The organism is Holophaga foetida DSM 6591 (assembly GCF_000242615.2).
GTDB classification, from domain to species: Bacteria; Acidobacteriota; Holophagae; order Holophagales; family Holophagaceae; genus Holophaga; species Holophaga foetida.
On the sequence record NZ_KI912268.1, the window covers coordinates 1,042,529 to 1,058,058 of the forward strand.

At 61.3% G+C, this 15,530-nt stretch carries 14 protein-coding genes; 1 reads left to right on the top strand and 13 read right to left on the bottom strand.

Annotated elements, in window-relative coordinates:
* Window positions 1-55 precede the first annotated feature (55 nt).
* The 13 genes from HOLFODRAFT_RS19335 to HOLFODRAFT_RS0204570 form a co-directional block, all read right to left on the bottom strand.
* The gene (locus HOLFODRAFT_RS19335) at window positions 56-364 is read right to left on the bottom strand and encodes a hypothetical protein (protein WP_005034290.1); all 309 of its coding nucleotides are present in this window, start codon (window positions 362-364) and stop codon (window positions 56-58) included.
* A complete protein-coding gene (locus HOLFODRAFT_RS0204515; protein WP_043485770.1) occupies window positions 348-818 on the bottom strand; it encodes a GNAT family N-acetyltransferase in 471 nt (156 codons plus the stop codon). The genes HOLFODRAFT_RS19335 and HOLFODRAFT_RS0204515 overlap by 17 nt, the downstream gene beginning before the upstream one ends.
* Before the next feature lies 1 nt (window position 819).
* Window positions 820-2,082 carry a beta/alpha barrel domain-containing protein gene (locus HOLFODRAFT_RS19340; RefSeq protein WP_005034286.1) on the bottom strand — a complete coding sequence of 421 codons (1,263 nt, stop codon included), beginning with the start codon at window positions 2,080-2,082 and terminating at the stop codon, window positions 820-822.
* Window positions 2,083-2,192: 110 nt separating this feature from the next.
* Complete coding sequence (locus HOLFODRAFT_RS0204525) at window positions 2,193-2,501, bottom strand: (2Fe-2S) ferredoxin domain-containing protein (RefSeq protein WP_005034284.1); 309 nt, start codon at window positions 2,499-2,501, stop codon at window positions 2,193-2,195.
* A 212-nt stretch (window positions 2,502-2,713) separates the two neighbouring features.
* Window positions 2,714-4,000, bottom strand: coding sequence for a nitrogenase cofactor biosynthesis protein NifB (gene nifB / locus HOLFODRAFT_RS0204530; RefSeq protein WP_005034281.1), 1,287 nt, complete (start codon window positions 3,998-4,000; stop codon window positions 2,714-2,716).
* 11 nt (window positions 4,001-4,011) lie between these two features.
* Window positions 4,012-5,388, bottom strand: a complete 1,377-nt coding sequence (locus tag HOLFODRAFT_RS0204535) for a nitrogenase component 1 (protein ID WP_005034274.1) — start codon at window positions 5,386-5,388, stop codon at window positions 4,012-4,014.
* Window positions 5,385-6,746: a nitrogenase iron-molybdenum cofactor biosynthesis protein NifE gene (gene nifE, locus HOLFODRAFT_RS0204540; RefSeq protein ID WP_005034272.1), complete on the bottom strand. Its 1,362-nt coding sequence runs from the start codon at window positions 6,744-6,746 to the stop codon at window positions 5,385-5,387. The genes HOLFODRAFT_RS0204535 and nifE overlap by 4 nt, the downstream gene beginning before the upstream one ends.
* Window positions 6,747-6,954: 208 nt before the next feature.
* On the bottom strand, window positions 6,955-8,337 hold the full coding sequence (gene nifK, locus HOLFODRAFT_RS0204545; protein WP_005034270.1) for a nitrogenase molybdenum-iron protein subunit beta: 1,383 nt from the start codon (window positions 8,335-8,337) through the stop codon (window positions 6,955-6,957).
* A 13-nt stretch (window positions 8,338-8,350) separates the two neighbouring features.
* Window positions 8,351-9,994: a nitrogenase molybdenum-iron protein alpha chain gene (nifD, locus tag HOLFODRAFT_RS0204550; protein ID WP_005034268.1), complete on the bottom strand. Its 1,644-nt coding sequence runs from the start codon at window positions 9,992-9,994 to the stop codon at window positions 8,351-8,353.
* A 153-nt stretch (window positions 9,995-10,147) separates the two neighbouring features.
* Window positions 10,148-10,528, bottom strand: coding sequence for a P-II family nitrogen regulator (locus HOLFODRAFT_RS0204555; RefSeq protein ID WP_005034266.1), 381 nt, complete (start codon window positions 10,526-10,528; stop codon window positions 10,148-10,150).
* Window positions 10,525-10,878 (bottom strand): P-II family nitrogen regulator, encoded by a 354-nt coding sequence (locus HOLFODRAFT_RS0204560; RefSeq protein ID WP_005034265.1) that lies wholly within the window; start codon window positions 10,876-10,878, stop codon window positions 10,525-10,527. The genes HOLFODRAFT_RS0204555 and HOLFODRAFT_RS0204560 overlap by 4 nt, the downstream gene beginning before the upstream one ends.
* A gap of 135 nt (window positions 10,879-11,013) precedes the next feature.
* The gene (nifH, locus tag HOLFODRAFT_RS0204565) at window positions 11,014-11,838 is read right to left on the bottom strand and encodes a nitrogenase iron protein (RefSeq protein WP_005034263.1); all 825 of its coding nucleotides are present in this window, start codon (window positions 11,836-11,838) and stop codon (window positions 11,014-11,016) included.
* A gap of 431 nt (window positions 11,839-12,269) precedes the next feature.
* Window positions 12,270-13,793, bottom strand: a complete 1,524-nt coding sequence (locus tag HOLFODRAFT_RS0204570) for a sigma 54-interacting transcriptional regulator (protein ID WP_211237931.1) — start codon at window positions 13,791-13,793, stop codon at window positions 12,270-12,272.
* A gap of 476 nt (window positions 13,794-14,269) precedes the next feature.
* Here HOLFODRAFT_RS0204570 and HOLFODRAFT_RS0204575 point away from each other — a divergent pair, with 476 nt between their 5' ends.
* The gene (locus HOLFODRAFT_RS0204575) at window positions 14,270-15,460 is read left to right on the top strand and encodes a response regulator (RefSeq protein WP_005034258.1); all 1,191 of its coding nucleotides are present in this window, start codon (window positions 14,270-14,272) and stop codon (window positions 15,458-15,460) included.
* Window positions 15,461-15,530: the final 70 nt, after the last annotated feature.

Below are 15,530 nucleotides of genomic sequence, written 5' to 3' on the forward strand. Positions count from 1 at the left end.
GGTGGAAGTGGCTTTTGAAGCTTTACGATTGATGGCAAACGGGTATGAGACCAACTCAGTGGAAGAGGATCTGAATCTCTTCCTTGTCCGGCACCTGCTCAAACTTGAAGACCTTCCCCTCCGCGCAGACCAACCCCTCCTTGAGGGCGGCGGCCTGGAGGTGGGTCAGGAGCTTGGCGCGGTCAGCCGAGGGGCATTCCTCGTTGAAGTGGCAGAGGAAGCGCTTCAGGTCCGTGGCATCGAACTGGATCAGGAAGGCGGATTGCTCCACGAAGACCAGATCCTCGTAGGCGTGGGTGACTTCCAGGCCGGTCGCGACCTTGACGGCATTCTGGACCCGTCCGAGATCAAAGAGCTTTTGCATCACGATCCTCCTTCAACCGCAAACATATCATTCGGGTGCGATCCCAGCCCTGGCGTCCATAGAACTCCAGGGCCGGGGTATTCTCCTGGTCGGCCAGGAGCTGCAATCGGGTGAGCCCCCGGAGTCGGGCCTGATGCTGCAGCTCCGCCAGAAGCGCCGCACCAAGGCCCTGCCCCCTCCACTCCGGGTGGATCACCAGATCTTCCACCAATCCGACTTGGCCTCCTTCGGCGGTTGATACCAGGACCTGAAGGGTGACCATCCCCACCGCCTGCTCCGCCCCGGGCGCACGGGCCACCAGGACCAGAGCCCGAAGGGGGTCTTCGAGAAGCCCCTTGAGCCCCACTTCCTGCCGCGCAGGATCAACCATGAAATCCGGCTCGATCGAGAACAGATCGCCCAGCAGCTCCACCATGGCGGGGATATCCTTCGGTTCGGCATGGGAGATCCTCATGTCAGCCAGCTGCGTGCATTGGGACGTTGCGGAAGTGCCGATCAAAGAGGAGCGCCAGTTCCGTATCGCTGTATTCCCGGGTCCGCCCAGCGGCGAAGGCCTGATCGATCTCGGCCTTCATGGCCTTCAGGCGTTCGTCCTTCCGTCCCCGGTAGTGGGGCCCCTTCCGCCCCGTGGCGCGAAGCCAGGCCGCCAGCCCAGCCAGGCCTGAGATATCGGTGATGACAGGATGGACCGAGGCACCCAGGAGCTGGCGGGGGTCGAAGGGGTAGTAGGCGCTGATACTCTTGGCCAACCCATCCGCATGGATGCCCGAGCGGACCTTGAGGTATTCCTCCCCCAGGATCGGATAGCACCGCTCCAGGGAAACCCCAAGTTCGGCCTTCATGTAGTCACGGAGTCCCACGATGGCCGCCATGGATCCGGGATCGACCGCGCCCTTCAGCTGGAAGGCCTGCATCACCAGGGCCTCCAGGGGGGCGATGCCGCTGCGCTCCCCCAGACCAAGGAAGGAGCCGTTGACCTTGGATGCCCCGGCCAGCCAGCAGGCCGTCGAGTTCGCCACGGCCATATGGAAATCATTGTGCCCGTGCCACTCCAGGGCATCTCCGGGAATGCCGTAGTCCTCCTGGAGACAGCGGATCAGGGTCGGCACACTGCGCTGGATCCCCGCCCCCTCCATGGGCACCCCCAGGCCGAGGGTGTCACAGAGGCGGAACGAGACCCGATCCCGACCCAGGGCCGAAAGACACTCCATGATGGGAGCTGCGAAGCCCCGGATGTCCGCCCGGGTGATGTCCTCCATGGAGCACTTCACGGAAAACCCGAGGCTCAGCAGGGTCGCCACCAGGCCCATGTAATGCTTGATGGCCTGCACCCGGGTGAAGCCCAGCTTCTCGTGGATCTGCAGGTCTGAGCAGGGCATGACCACACTGACCCGACCGCCGCCGTAGGGGCGCACCAGCCTGACATCCTCGGCGGCAGCGCGGATCCACATACAGGCCTCGGGGAATTCCAGACCGAGTTCCAGACAGGCCTCCAGGCGCTCCCGCTGCGCTGCCGTGTAGACAAAGAAGTCGGACTCCCGGATCAGCCCCGAAGACCCGCCGATGCGCGAAATGAGCCCGAAGATTGTCGCGGCCTGGACCAGGGAGAGCGGCGCCATGGCCTGCAGCCCCTCCCGGAAGGTCGCATCCGTGATCCAGATCCGGGCGGGATCGAAGGTGGGGTGATCAAACGTCATGCTCGGGAATTCAACAGCCATGGCCAACCTCTTCTGTTCTTCCTCATCCCCTTCATCCTGGCGAAATTTTATTCAAAAAAGTGAAGTTAGCCAGGATGAAGGGGATGAAAGGGATACCGCAGGAAACGGATTCAGCTCAGGACCAGATCCTCCACTACGGAGCCTGCCTCCATGGCGTCCAGGATCTGGTCGATGGCATCCTCGCTCTCGACCTTGCCGTACCATACGTTCTCGGGATGGATGACCATCACCGGTCCCCGGTCACAGGCCTTGAGACAGCCCGAGCTGGTGACCTGCACCCCCTCGAGGCCCCGGTCGTTGATCTCGTTCTCCAGGTAGCCCAGGAGGTTGATGGCCCCCTTCTTGTGGCAGAAGCCCTGGGGCGAACCCGTGGTGCGGAAGCCGCAGCAGACGATGATGTGGTGTTCAGGTTTTTCCATGGTGGGCTCCTTGTGGTGAAAAAAATGCTGGAACGCAGAGGGCGCGGAGATGGAAATGCAAGGGCGCAGAGAAAAGCTGAAAAGCGAGAAAAGATGAAGGAAAAGCCAAGCTGGTAGAGGACGGCCCATTTGCTTTTCTTGCTTTTCCCTCTGCGCCCTTTCTTTTCATCCTCTGCGCCCTCTGCGTTGACTCTTTTTGTGGTGTGGGCGTCTCAACCGCACCCGGCCCCGGTCCCCGAGCACTTCTCGCCGCACTTGGTGGAGCAGCGGGCCAGCATGTGGGTGGGGAGTTCGTTGGCGAAGATGGACTTGAGAGCACCGTCCACCAAGCCTTCCAGGACCAGGACTTTGAGACCGCATGCTTCCAAGGCCGTCTTCGGCATCTCGCCGATGCCGCTGCAGAGAACCACTTGGCAGTCCGAGATGCTGGCACCCAGGGCCTGCCAGCGGGATTGTCCCCCGCCGGGTTCTGGGGTGGCCCGCTCACCACTGAGCACGATCCTGTCCCCTTCCAGGCGGTAGATGCGCAGGCTCTCGGCCTCGCCCAGGTGCTGGTTGACCAGGAGACCTTCGCGGGTTGCCACGGCAATGCAGGGGTGATCGGTGTCGGCCTTGTCAAAGACCAGATCCTCGTTCGTGGCCCGGGCAGAGGCCTTGGCAGCCATCATCTCCTGGTGCACCAGTTCGGTGTCATCCTGGCCGATGATGCCGGCGGCATCCGCACGGCAGCGGTTGCAGTGCTCCATCTGTCCCAGGTAGCGCTTCGACAGCTCCTTGATGTGGGTCATGATCTCGGGCGTCGGCTCACCCAGGGGAGCGAAGGTGGAGCCAGGGCTGGGGTGCATGGGCATGCAGTTCATGAGATCGGCGCCCAGTTCCTTCATGCGGGCAGCGATGGCCTCAATGTGGTGCTCGTTGACGCCGGGAATGACGATGGAGTTGATCTTCACCAGGATCCCGGCCTCCTTCAGAGCCTTGATGGATGCCTCCTGGCGCTCCAGCAGGACCGTGGCCCCCTCGACCCCCGTGAGGGCCCGGCGGCCCACCCGGAACCAGCTGTAGACGTTCTGGCCGATCTCGGGATCCACGGCGTTCACCGTGACTGTGACGTGACTGACGCCGATGGACTTGAGGTTCGGCACATACTGGAGCAGCTCCAGCCCGTTGGTGGCCACGCAGAGGCTCATGCCGGGGTGGCGGGCCGCCACCAGGCGGAAGGTGTTCAGGGTTTCGTCGGGGTTGGCGAAGGGGTCACCGGGACCGGCGATGCCGACCACCGAAAGGTTGGGGAGCTTGTTGGCCATGCGATCCACATAGTCCGCAGCCTCCCAAGGGGTAAGCAGGGCACTGGACACGCCGGGCCGACTCTCGTTGAGACAGTCGAACTTGCGGTCGCAGAACTTGCACTGGAGGTTGCACTTGGGGGCCACGGGGAGGTGCAGGCGGGAGTGGGTGCCCGCACAGTCGGCGTCGAAACAGGGGTGGGTTTTCTTGCTCATGGTCAGCCTCATTACATGTACGAATAGCCCAGGCCCGTGGCTTCCTGGGTGTGGGAGAGGAGGGTGTTCACCAGCTCGTCGAAGAGCCGCTGGGTGCCGTCATAGCCCATCAGGCGCTGACGCGCCGCGCCGAAGCGATCGTGGATCGGGAACCCGACCCGCACCAGGGGAACCCCCAGGCGCTTGGCGGCCTTGTAGCCCTTGCTGCTGCCGATCATGAAGTCGACACCGACCCGAGCCGTGGCCTGCTCGATGTGATCGAAGTCGACATCGGACAGGACCTCCATGCCGCGTTCCTCGAAGTCCGGCACCAGACCCTTCATCACCTCCCGGAAAGCGCTGACCGGACCGCCCGCAGCGCACACCACGGGGGTGACACCGATCTCCAGCAGGAAGAGCGCCAGGGTGGCCACCAGATCGGCGTCGCCATAGACCGCCGCCCGCTTGCCGGAGACATACTTGTGGCCATCGGCGTAGGCGTCGATGAGGCGGCCCCTCTCGGCTGAAAGGTCCGCAGGGAAATCGCGGCCAGTGAGGGCCTGCAGGCGGTGGAAGAAGAGATCCGAGGCCGCAACGCCCACGGGAGCACCCAAGAGCAGACGTTTCACACCCCGGCACTCCTCCAGCCAGACAGCGGCGGAGTCAGCGGGATTGAGGGCATGGCCGAACTCCAGGGAGCACTCCGCCCCTCCCATGCCCCGGATGGCCGCCAGAGACGTGCCGCCGGAGGGGATGCGCTGATAGGTATCCCAGAGGCCGCCATCCAGAGTGTCCGAGTAGTCCGGTAGGACCACGGCTTCCAGGCCCCAGGCCTTGAAGAGGCTCTTCAGCCAGCGGATATCGGCCGGGGTGGCCATGCCAGGGAAGACATTGAGACGCTGAGTGAAGACTTCCGAGGTCTCCTCCGTAAGCGCGCTCACCAGGGACCGAACGGCCCGGTAGAAGCCATCGGCGTGGGAACCGCTGTAGCTGGGCGTGGAGACGTTGAGGACCTTGCACTTCTCTTCGGGATCGGCGGGAACCCGGTCGCGAAGGACCGCAGCCACATCGTCTCCGATGGTCTCGGAGAGGCAGGTGGTGGCCACACCGATGAGCTGTGGGGTGTACTGCCGGGAGATGTTGTCCAGGCCCGCCAGGAGGTTGGCCTTGCCGCCGAAGACGGCGGTCTCCTCGGTGAAGCTGGAGGAGGCCACATCGATGGGCTCCCGGAAGTGACTGATGAGGTAGCGGCGGATATAGGTCGCGCAGCCCTGGGAACCGTGAAGCAGGGTCACGGCGCCCTCGACCCCCTTGAATGCCAGGCAGGCCCCGAGGGGGGCGCAGACGCGGCAGGCATCCTGGGTGACCTCGCGGCCGGGTTCAGTGATGAGTTTGGTCTTGGTGCTCATGGCTTCGCCTCCATCCGCGGCGCGAACTTCCAGACAGGGCTCATGACCGAGGCGTGAACCTCCTTGGCGAAGGCCACCATGCCCTCAAAGCCCGCGAGGGGGATCTTCCGCTCGTGGTTGTGGTCGCAGAAGGCCACGCCCAGCTTGTAGGCCATGGGGCGCTCCTTGACGCCGCCGATGAGAAGGTCGACGCCCTTCTCCAGCATGAACTTGCAGAGTTCCACAGGGTTGGTGTCGTCCACGATGACGGCCCCCTCATCGCAGATCTCCTTGAGGGTCTCGTAGTCGTCCTTGTTGCCGGTCTGGGATCCGGCCAGCACCACAGACATCCCCAGGTGGCGCAGGGCCACGATCAGGGAGAAGGCCTTGAAGGCGCCACCCACGTATATGGCGGCCTTCTTGCCGGTCAGATCCTTGCGGTATTTTTCGAGTTGGGGCAGCAGGACCGATAGTTCTTCGGAAACCAGCGCCCGGGTCCGGGCCATGATGTCCTTGTTGTCCTTGAAGGTGTCAGCAACGGCGTAGAGCGCCTTGGAGACGTCCTCAATGCCGAAGAAGGAGACCCGGATGAAGGGTATCCCGTACTCCGACTTCATCCGGGAGGCGAGGGCCGTGATGGAGCCGGAGCACTGGACCAGGTTGAGGGAAGCCTGACGGGCGTTGCGGATCTCATCGATCCGGCCGTCCCCGGTGAAGGTCGAGACCACTTCGACCCCCATCTTCCTGAAGTATTCCTTCAGGATCCAGGCCTCCCCAGCGATATTGAACTCCCCGAGGATGTTGATGGAATAGGGGCGCTTTTCCGTCGTTTCCCCGGAGTCGACGATGCGCCACAGCGCATCGCAGGCGGCCTTGTAGCCGTCCTTCTTGGTGCCCTTGAAGCCCTCGGAGTGGACGGCGATCACGGGGATGCCGCACTCGGCGGTCATCTTGCGGCAGACGGCATCCACATCATCACCGATGACACCCACGACGCAGGTGCCGTAGACGAAGGCCGCCCTGGGATTGTGGCGGGCGATGAGCTGGCGCAGGGCGGCTTCCAGCTTCTTCTCCCCACCATAGATGATGTCGGTCTCCCGAAGGTCCGTGGTGAAGCTCATGCGGTGGAGTTCCGGGCCCGAGGAGCGGGAGCCCCGGATGTCCCAGGTGTAGGCGGCGCAACCCACGGGGCCATGGACGATGTGGAGGGCATCGGCGATGGGATAGAGCACCACCCGGGAACCGCAGAAAACACATGCCCTCTGGCTCACCGCGCCCGAAAGGCTCGGCTTGCCGCAGGCGATCTCAAAATCCGCTGGCTCCGAGCCCTTCTCGAAGACCTGGCGGCGTCTTTCGTCGAGCAGTTTGAGGCCAGTCATTTTAATCCCTTAAAATCAAAGGAGTTGAAAAGAGAAGCAAGAGGAAAGAGTGCTTATCGATTTGCCTTTTCTCCGCTCCTCCGCGACTCCGCGTGAGACTTTCTTTTGAAAGAAAAGATTGGATTCACGCGGAGCCGCGGAGAGCGCGGAGGTAAAGCTACGTGATAAGCACTTTCCTCAGGTATCTCTGCATCAACTCCGTGTTCTCTTACATCACGAGTTCGAAGGATTCTTCCGGCGCGTCCCGGTCCTGGCGGTCCATGAGGGCACTGAGAATCTTTTCCAGGAGGCGGATGGCGCCCCGGTAGCCGAGGGTGGGCATGTACTGGTGGCCGACCCGGTCGATGATGGGGAAGCCGACGCGCACGAGGGGGGTGTCCTCGTCCCGGGCGATGTACTTGCAGTGGGTGTTGCCCAGGATCAGATCCACGGGCTCCTGCTTGATCCACTGGTGGAGGTGGAAGAGGTCGCCGGGGGCCTTGAGGTTGCCGGGGCGGCCCATCTTCTCCAGAGAGGCCTTGAAGCGGGGAGCAATCTTCTTGCCGGGGGTGCCGGTAACAATGTGGATGGGCTTCATGTCCAGGCTGACCAGGAACTCCACCAGGGAGACCAGATGATCGGGGTCACCGGCAATGGCGACCTTGCGACCGTAGGTGTACTGGTGCATGTCGGTCATCATGTCCAGGAGCTGACCGCGCTCGCGGTTGATGCTCTCGGGAACCGTGACTCCAGCGACCTTGCGCAGGGCATCAACGAAGCGATCCGTAGCCTGGAGGCCGATGGGAAGCTCCAGTTCCTGGCAGGGCACCTTGCACTTGGTGTCGAGGGCCTTGGCGGCAGCACCGGAGGCACTGGGCCCCAGGGCGAGGGTGGCCTTGCTGTCGCCGGTGGCCCTGAGTTCCTCAATGGTGGTGCCCCCGGCGGGATACATGTGGAACTTGCCGGTCATGGGGCCGTTCACCACGTTGCTGGTGTCGGGGAAGAGGATGGTCTTCACCCCCAGCTCGCCGGCCAGGCGCTTGATCTCTTCCATATCGGAGGGATCCACGAAGCCGGGAATGATGTTGACGACGTTGTCCTTGCCGGGCTTGGTGCTCTCGGAGAGGGAGGTCACCATGCTCTTGACCATGTTGGAGAAGCCGGTGATGTGGCTACCCACATAGCTGGGGGTGCTGGTGTTGATGACCACCTTGCCAGCGGGGATCTTGCCGGACTCAAGGGCCTTGGAGGCGATCTGACCGCAATCGTCACCAATGGTCTCGGAGAGGCAGGTGGTGTGGATGGCCACGATGTCGGGGTTGTAGATGGAGAAGATGTTCCCCAGGGCTTCCACCAGGTTGGCCTGGCCGCCGAAGACGGAGGCGCCTTCCGTGAAGGCAGAGGTGGCGGCCATCACCGGCTCTTTGAAGTGCCGGGTCAGCATGCTGCGGTGGTAGGAACAGCAACCCTGGGAGCCGTGGCTGTGGGGCAGGCACTTGTGAATGCCAAGGGCGGCATACATGGCCCCGATGGGCTGACAGGTCTTGGCTGGGTTGATGGTCAGGGCTTCACGCTCGACGATCGTTTCGGCAGTGGTGTGTCTCAGTAGCATGGTCTCTCCGTTCTCAACCGACGTAGGCGTAGGAAGCGCTCAGCTCGGGGCTGGACTGCCAGGGGGCCTTGACCAGACCCCAGCAGCTTGCGTTCACCAGGCGGTCAATCTCGGCGTAGAAGTTGATGGCACCCTTGAATCCGGCATAGGGGCCGCTGTAGTCGTAGCTGTGGAGCTGCTTGAGGGGCACGCCGCTCTTCTGGATGACGTACTTCTCCTTGACGCCGGCACCGAAGATCGCGGGCTTGACCTTCTCGATCAGGACCTCGGCCTCGTGGTGGTTCAGGTCGTCGATGATGAGCGCACCTTCCTTCATCTCGGGCATCATGCCCTCGTAGCCGTTCATCTCGATGCCCATGGCCAGCAGTTCGGCCTTGCGCTCCGGGGTGACGCGCTCCTTGTAGAGCTCGGCATCGGGGTGGACCTCGATCTCCTCGATGTTGCGGCTGTCGGCATCGACCTTGATGCTGGAGAGAACGTGACGGCCTTCGTAGTCGTCCCGGTGGGCGAACTCGTAGCCGGCGCTGATGGTCTCCATGCCCAACTCGTGGAAGAGGTCCTGGTAGTGGTGGGCCCGGGAGCCACCCACGAAGAGGACCGCGGTCTTGCCTTCCAGGGAGGGACGGTGGGTAGCCCTGGCGGCCTCGATGGCGGGCATCTCCTCGGCGATCACGGCCTCGATACGGTCGATGAGCTCCTGGTCACCGTAGTACTGGCCGATCTTGCGCAGGGACTTGGCGGAGGACTCGGCACCGATGAAGTTCACCTTGAACCAGGGGATGCCGTATTTGGTCTCCATCATGTCGGCCATGTAGTTGATCGAGCGGTGGCACATGACCAGGTTCAGATCCACGTTGTGGGCGGAGGTGAATTCCTCGTAGGTCGAGTTGCCGCTGAAGGTGGCCTGGAGGGTGATGCCGCACTTTTCGAAAACGCGTTCGAGCTCGAAGGCATCCCCACCGATGTTGTACTCACCCAGGAGGTTGACCCGATACTTGCCGGGCTTCTTGAGGTCGCCCAGACCGAGGACGTCGGTGAAGACCTTGTTGTTGGCGATGTGGTGACCGGCGGACTGGGAAACGCCCTTGTAGCCCTCGCAGCTGAAGCCGAAGATGTTGACGTCGGGGTACTTGGCTTCCATCTCCCGGGCGACGGCATGGACGTCATCACCGATCAGGCCCACGGGGCAGGTGGAGAAGATGTCCAAGGCCTTGGGCTTGAAGATGGCGATGGCCTCGTCGATGGCCTTCTTCAGCTTCTTCTCGCCGCCGTAGATGATGTCCTCTTCCTGCATGTCCGTGGAAAAACAGTAAGTCATGAAGTTGGGGTCTTCATCGGACACGGGGCGGGTCTGGTTCCGACGGGTCAGCCAGGCGTAGTAGCTGCAGCCGATGGGGCCGTGGACGATGTGAAGGATGTCGCGGGTGGGACCGAGCACCACGCCCTTGCAGCCGGCGTAGGCACAGCCACGCATGCTGAGGATGCCAGGGATGGTGCGCGCGTTCGCAAGGACTTCATTGGTGGTGGGCAGACCGTTGGCAGACGGATCCTTGTGCTTGTTGATGATGATCTGCTTTTCGCGCTTCCGGGCGACCTTGGCAGGATAAGCCTTGAGCAGCTCCTGCTTCAGTTCCTCGGGTGTGAGCTTCGAGGGCATGGTAACTCCTGGTGTTTCGTGTGTCTGGTTCTGGGAGGAGGAAGGGAGAAAAGGCTCTTTTGCGTTTCTCCGCCTCTCCGCGGCTCCGCGTGCAGCAGCTTTTCTGATCACGCGGAGCCGCGGAGTGCGCGGAGAAAGAAGGCCTTCTTTTCTCTACGCCTCGTCGAGGACGGATTCGCCGGGCTCGCTGACCCGGATACGGCAGGCGTCCAGGATCGGCATGACGAAGATCTTGCCGTCGCCGGGCTTGCCGGTCTGGTTGGCAGCCATGATGGTTTCCACCGTCTTGGACACCAGCTCATCGGGAACGATCACGTTGATGACACGCTTGGGGATGAGGCGCTGACTCTGACCCAACTGGGCGATGGCTTCTTCGTAGCCCTTTTCGGCACCTGCCAGGAGCTTGAAGTCCACCAGACCCTTGCCGCGACCCAGGGCATCCTTGGCCATCATGGAACTGATGCCGGCATCCGCGAGGGCGCGCTTGGTCTTGTTCATCATGTTCATGCGGACAACTGCCATGACCTCTTTCATACGCCGACCTCCGAGAGGGCGGCCCCGGTCTCCTTGAGGCCAGAGGACACGGTGTAAACCTCCTCCACGGGGGATACGAAGATCTTGCCATCGCCGAAGGACCCCTTGGAGCCAGTGCGGGCAGCCTGGGTGATGGTCTTGATCACGAGATCCTTGTCCTTGTCGGCAACGACAGTGATCAGGAGTTCCTTGGGAATCTCGTCATAGACGATCTCGCCGATCTTGATGCCGCGCTGCTTGCCACGGCCAACAACGTTCATCTTGGTCACCGCAGGGAAGCCAGCTTCCATGAGGGCGGCGAGGACAGCATCCACCTTCTCGGGGCGGATGATGGAACGGATCATCAACATGATTTCTCCTAAGCATTTACAGGATTAAATTAATTTTTTTATTTATTCATCCTATACATCCTGCCCATCCTGATTAATTGCTTTTTTGAAACAGGATTTACAGGATGGCCAGGATAAAAGATGAAAATCATGTTCTTAGTTGGCGATACCGAAATCGATGAGAAGCTTCTCAAGGGAATCGATGGGCAGGGGCGTGGGAACCACGAACATCTTGTTCTGGTCGATCTTCTGGGACAGGGCGCGGTATTCGTCGGCCTGGCTGTGCTCGGGGCTGAACTCGATGACGGTCTTGCGGTTGATCTCAGCGCGCTGAACCTGGTTTTCGCGGGGCACGAAGTGGATCATCTGGGTACCCAGCTGCTTGGCGAACTCCTCGATCATCTCCCGCTCGTTGTCCACGTTGCGGCTGTTGCAGATCAGGCCACCCAGGCGGACCGTGCCAGACTCGGCGAACTTCATGATGCCCTTGCAGATGTTGTTGGCCGCATACATGGCCATCATCTCGCCGGAGCACACGATGTAGATTTCCTCGGCCTTGCCATCCCGGATAGGCATGGCAAAACCGCCGCAGACCACGTCACCCAGCACATCGTAGAAGACGTAATCGAGAGCCTTGTCCGCATCGTAGGCTCCCAACTGCTCCAGGAGGTTGATGCTGGTGATGATGCCGCGGCCGGCACAGCCGACGCCCGGCTCGGGGCCGCCGGACTCAGTGCAGCTGGTGCCCTTGAATCCCACCTTCAGAACGTCGTCGAGCTCCACGTCCTCGCCCTCTTCCCGAAGGGTGTCCAGCACCGTGTTCTGAACCAGGCCGCCCAGCAGCAGGCGGGTCGAGTCGGCCTTGGGATCACACCCCACAACCATCACCTTCTTGCCAGCTTCAGCCAGGCCCGCGACAGTGTTCTGAGTGGTCGTTGACTTGCCGATGCCACCCTTCCCGTAGATTGCAACTTTTCTCATCTGGCTTCTCCTTCGCCTCTGCGGCACTTTCCTAGAGCGAGAGCCGTGCCAGATTGAAAATCGTCAATCAACAACAACCACATCAACACTTAAAGCAAAATCAGCGTTCGTAACAGGCGCCTATAATTGGAAACAAATGGCGATACCCGATGCATTCCCAGCGAACAAACCAAAACATATCCAATTAAATCAACATTTACATACATATGGAAATACATTTCCAAGACTTGGCCATTCGGAAATAGATTTCCGAATGGTCGCTATTCAGCTCGAGAGCCACGGCTCGCGCTTTCCCCGAAGAGAGAAACATGTTGGCCCCGGATGAATTGGATGCATCCAGATCAAGAAAATCCACCTGAACGCCGAAGATAAAGACGGGGGTGGACGACGCTTCCTAACGTCTTCCACCCCCGCTTCGCCTCAACCGGAACTCAGTGCTGCCGTGTAATGGCCTTCACATCTATCCCCAGGTTCTTGAGCTTGTATCGGACCATGCGATCCGTGATGCCCAGCTCCCCGGCCACCTCCACCACCCTTCCATTGCATCGCTTGAGGGCGTCGATGATGATCTCCCGTTCCAGCATGGCGACCCGCTGCTTGAGATTGCTGGAGTCCGTAGCCTGTTCTTCGATTCCAGGCATCTGGAGGGTTGGCGGCAGATCCTGGCCCTGGATCACCTCTCCACCGCACACCAAAGCAGCATGCTCCATGCAGTTCTCCAATTCCCGGACGTTGCCGGGCCAATGGTAGGAAAGCAGCATGTTGATGGCCGAGGTGCTGATGCGGTGAATAGGCTTGCCGAGGGTTTTGCCGCACTTCTCCGCGAAATGGTTGGCCAGAAGGAGGATGTCGCTCTTCCGGGCCCGCAGGGAGGGGAGGAGGATGGGAAAGACATTGATCCGATAGTAGAAGTCCTGCCGGAAGGAACCGTCTGCCACAGCTGCCTCCAGGTCCCGGTGGGTGGCGGCGATGATGCGGACATTGGCCCGCTTGGTCCGATTGCTGCCCACGCTCTCGTATTCCCGCTCCTGGATGACCCGCAGGAGCTTGACTTGGGTCAGGGGGGAGAACTCGCCGATCTCATCCAGAAACAGGGTGCCACCCTCGGCCTCCTCGATGCGCCCCTTCCGGGACTGGTAGGCCCCCGTGAAGGCACCCTTCTCATGACCGAAAAGCTCACTCTCCAAAAGGTTCTCACTGAGGGCGGCGCAGTTCACCTTGACCAGAGGCCCATCGGCCCGGGATCCGCTGTAGTGGAGAGCCGAAGCCACCAGCTCTTTGCCGGTACCCGATTCCCCCCGGATCAATACCGTGGTGTCCGAGGAAGCCACCTGCTTGATCTTGCGATAGACCTGACGCATCTCCCGGGCATTCCCGATGATGTTCTCGGGATGGTAGTCGCAGATCAGGGCATCCTTGAGGCGCCGGTTCTCACTCTCCAGCGCTTCCCGCTGGAGGCGGAGCACCCTGCGGTTCTGCATGTCTCCGGCGATCATGCTGGCCACGATCCCAAGAAAGCGTTCAGCATTGTCCAAGCCGAATTGCACGCTGTGCATCAAGTCGCAGGAAAGGGTTCCCAGCACCTCGCTGCCCAGTGAGATCGGTACGCATATGAAGCTGAACTCCCCCTTCCCTGGTCCCCGCTTATGGATCCTGTTCTGGAAGCGCGGTTCCCGGGAAACGACCGGAACGACCTCTGCCCGGCCCGTCGCCAGAACATGCCCCAGGATGCCTTCACCCTCGCGGTAGGTCGCCGCCATCTGCTCTGGCGTAACCTCGACTTCACCCACGGCCTCCACCACGAGTTCAGCATCATCCATCGTCAGCAGAGTCACCGTGCCCCGTTTGAGGTGAAGCCGTTCGTCCAGAACCTTGAGAATCTCCCTCAGACTCTCTCTCTGCATGGAAGTGGCCGAAAGTAGCCGGGAAATGGCATGGAGCGCTTCCAGCTCCATCCTGTGTGTATCATCCGAACCCCGAACCATGCGGCCTCCCGTATGGGACCAGCACGATTGGTGCCATCGCAGTCGGTACCGGGAAAGCCAGACGTCTCAAGGAGGCCCCGGAATCGCTCTTCACCTAAAACGACATATTTGTCACAAACCAGATCAACTTGTGACATTTTCTGTACGTCGGTCACATCGGGAACGGACGGCCAGCTCACGCGGAAGATGAATTCCTTAATGACTTCCATTTCAAAACCACTTATCATCCCTTCAACTTATTTGATCGGTGGGCCATGGCATTGCTTGGATTTATCAAATCCAGGGAGGATGAGGCTGGCGAGCCCGTACTCAGGGATCGCCCCACGATATTGGCGTATATCGAAGAACTGATTCGTATACGCACCCCTGTCCAGATATGGATGAGGAAAGGGGATCTGGCGCCCGCAATGGCCAGGGTAGACCTGCTTCGGGAGGAGGAAGGAATCATGGTCCTGACTCTCCAGCGCTCAATCCCTGGGGACATCACGCCCCCTTCCGCCATGGAGATGATCTTCATGATCGACGGGATGCGCTTCCGCACCCAGATCCGCTTCAAGGCCCGCGATTCTTACATGAAAGCCTGCTTCCAGATTCCGGAAGTGATCCGCCACGCAGAACGGCGCTGCAAGCTGAGAACCCGGTTCAGCCACCGGGAGAGGGCCTCCGCCACGGTCCTGGAGGGATTTTTCGACGGGACCGGCGCTACGGGAGGTCTCGTAAACCTGAGCATGGAAGGCCTCTGCATGAAGATTGAGCGGGCGATTTCCATCAGGGAGGACCGGAAGCTTCCCGTGAACTCAGAAATCTTCCCCGTGGGAAGGAGTCTTCCCATCGTCCGCATCCAGAACCTGCCCCATACACCCGTGATCGAGTGTGGCGCGACCGTGGCCCACATTTCTTCAACCCCGGCCGGGGTCCTGATGGGTTTGCGCCTGGAGTGTCTCGGCGAGTCAGAGCAGCAGATTCTCGAGCAGGTCATGACTCGCCGCCTGCCCAGCTTCGGACGGGGGTTCCCGGTGAAGCGCCGATGGTCGGAGCTCCACATCGATCCACTGGAAGCAGCTCGGCCACAAGAGGACACCGAAGATCCGGACGACGACGGCCTGGCATCGGAACCGGGGCATGAAGAAACCGTAGCCCCGGATCCCCTGGCTCCCCACCAGCGCCTTCTCGCCATCCGGAAGCGGGGCAAGCGCATCCTGGTGGTCGTCAAGGACGAGATGGATCGGGCCATCCTTTCCGGCACCCTTTTCGTGGATGGCTACACCCGCGTCCTGGAGGCCGGGAACCTACTGGAAGCCCTCCAGGCCTGCCGGAAGGCTCCCCCCGACCTTGTCATCATCGAACAGCTGATCGGCAACACCGAAGCCTCGGAATTCCTTGGAAAACTCCGCACCCAGGGAGACTGGGAAAGGATTCCCATCGTTCTGCTGTCCGAAAGCCCCAGCATCAAGACCACCTTGATGGCCAAATCCGTCGGCATCGCCCATGTCCAGGCGAAACCGACGGATTATGACGGGGAACTCAAAGAGGTGCTCGCCGCACTTCTCCACCTGACCCCCCCGGCTCCGCCGAGCGAAGAGCGGGGTCCTGGGGACACAGAGGCCGCGGAGCGGCCGGGCGGTCCCCCGGGATAGTCTCGGCGAGGAGCTCGGCTCCGCCGAACGAAGAGCGGGGTCCGGGGGACGCAGAGGCCGCAGAGCGGCC

What these genes read in the sequence shown, in the direction of transcription:
- HOLFODRAFT_RS19335 (WP_005034290.1), bottom strand. Translation starts at nt 364, where the DNA reads ATGCAAAAGCTCTTTGATCTCGGACGGGTCCAGAATGCCGTCAAGGTC.
- HOLFODRAFT_RS0204515 (WP_043485770.1), bottom strand. Translation starts at nt 818, where the DNA reads ATGAGGATCTCCCATGCCGAACCGAAGGATATCCCCGCCATGGTGGAG.
- HOLFODRAFT_RS19340 (WP_005034286.1), bottom strand. Translation starts at nt 2,082, where the DNA reads ATGGCTGTTGAATTCCCGAGCATGACGTTTGATCACCCCACCTTCGAT.
- HOLFODRAFT_RS0204525 (WP_005034284.1), bottom strand. Translation starts at nt 2,501, where the DNA reads ATGGAAAAACCTGAACACCACATCATCGTCTGCTGCGGCTTCCGCACC.
- nifB (WP_005034281.1), bottom strand. Translation starts at nt 4,000, where the DNA reads ATGAGCAAGAAAACCCACCCCTGTTTCGACGCCGACTGTGCGGGCACC.
- HOLFODRAFT_RS0204535 (WP_005034274.1), bottom strand. Translation starts at nt 5,388, where the DNA reads ATGAGCACCAAGACCAAACTCATCACTGAACCCGGCCGCGAGGTCACC.
- nifE (WP_005034272.1), bottom strand. Translation starts at nt 6,746, where the DNA reads ATGACTGGCCTCAAACTGCTCGACGAAAGACGCCGCCAGGTCTTCGAG.
- nifK (WP_005034270.1), bottom strand. Translation starts at nt 8,337, where the DNA reads ATGCTACTGAGACACACCACTGCCGAAACGATCGTCGAGCGTGAAGCC.
- nifD (WP_005034268.1), bottom strand. Translation starts at nt 9,994, where the DNA reads ATGCCCTCGAAGCTCACACCCGAGGAACTGAAGCAGGAGCTGCTCAAG.
- HOLFODRAFT_RS0204555 (WP_005034266.1), bottom strand. Translation starts at nt 10,528, where the DNA reads ATGAAAGAGGTCATGGCAGTTGTCCGCATGAACATGATGAACAAGACC.
- HOLFODRAFT_RS0204560 (WP_005034265.1), bottom strand. Translation starts at nt 10,878, where the DNA reads ATGTTGATGATCCGTTCCATCATCCGCCCCGAGAAGGTGGATGCTGTC.
- nifH (WP_005034263.1), bottom strand. Translation starts at nt 11,838, where the DNA reads ATGAGAAAAGTTGCAATCTACGGGAAGGGTGGCATCGGCAAGTCAACG.
- HOLFODRAFT_RS0204570 (WP_211237931.1), bottom strand. Translation starts at nt 13,793, where the DNA reads ATGGAGCTGGAAGCGCTCCATGCCATTTCCCGGCTACTTTCGGCCACT.
- HOLFODRAFT_RS0204575 (WP_005034258.1), top strand. Translation starts at nt 14,270, where the DNA reads ATGGTCCTGACTCTCCAGCGCTCAATCCCTGGGGACATCACGCCCCCT.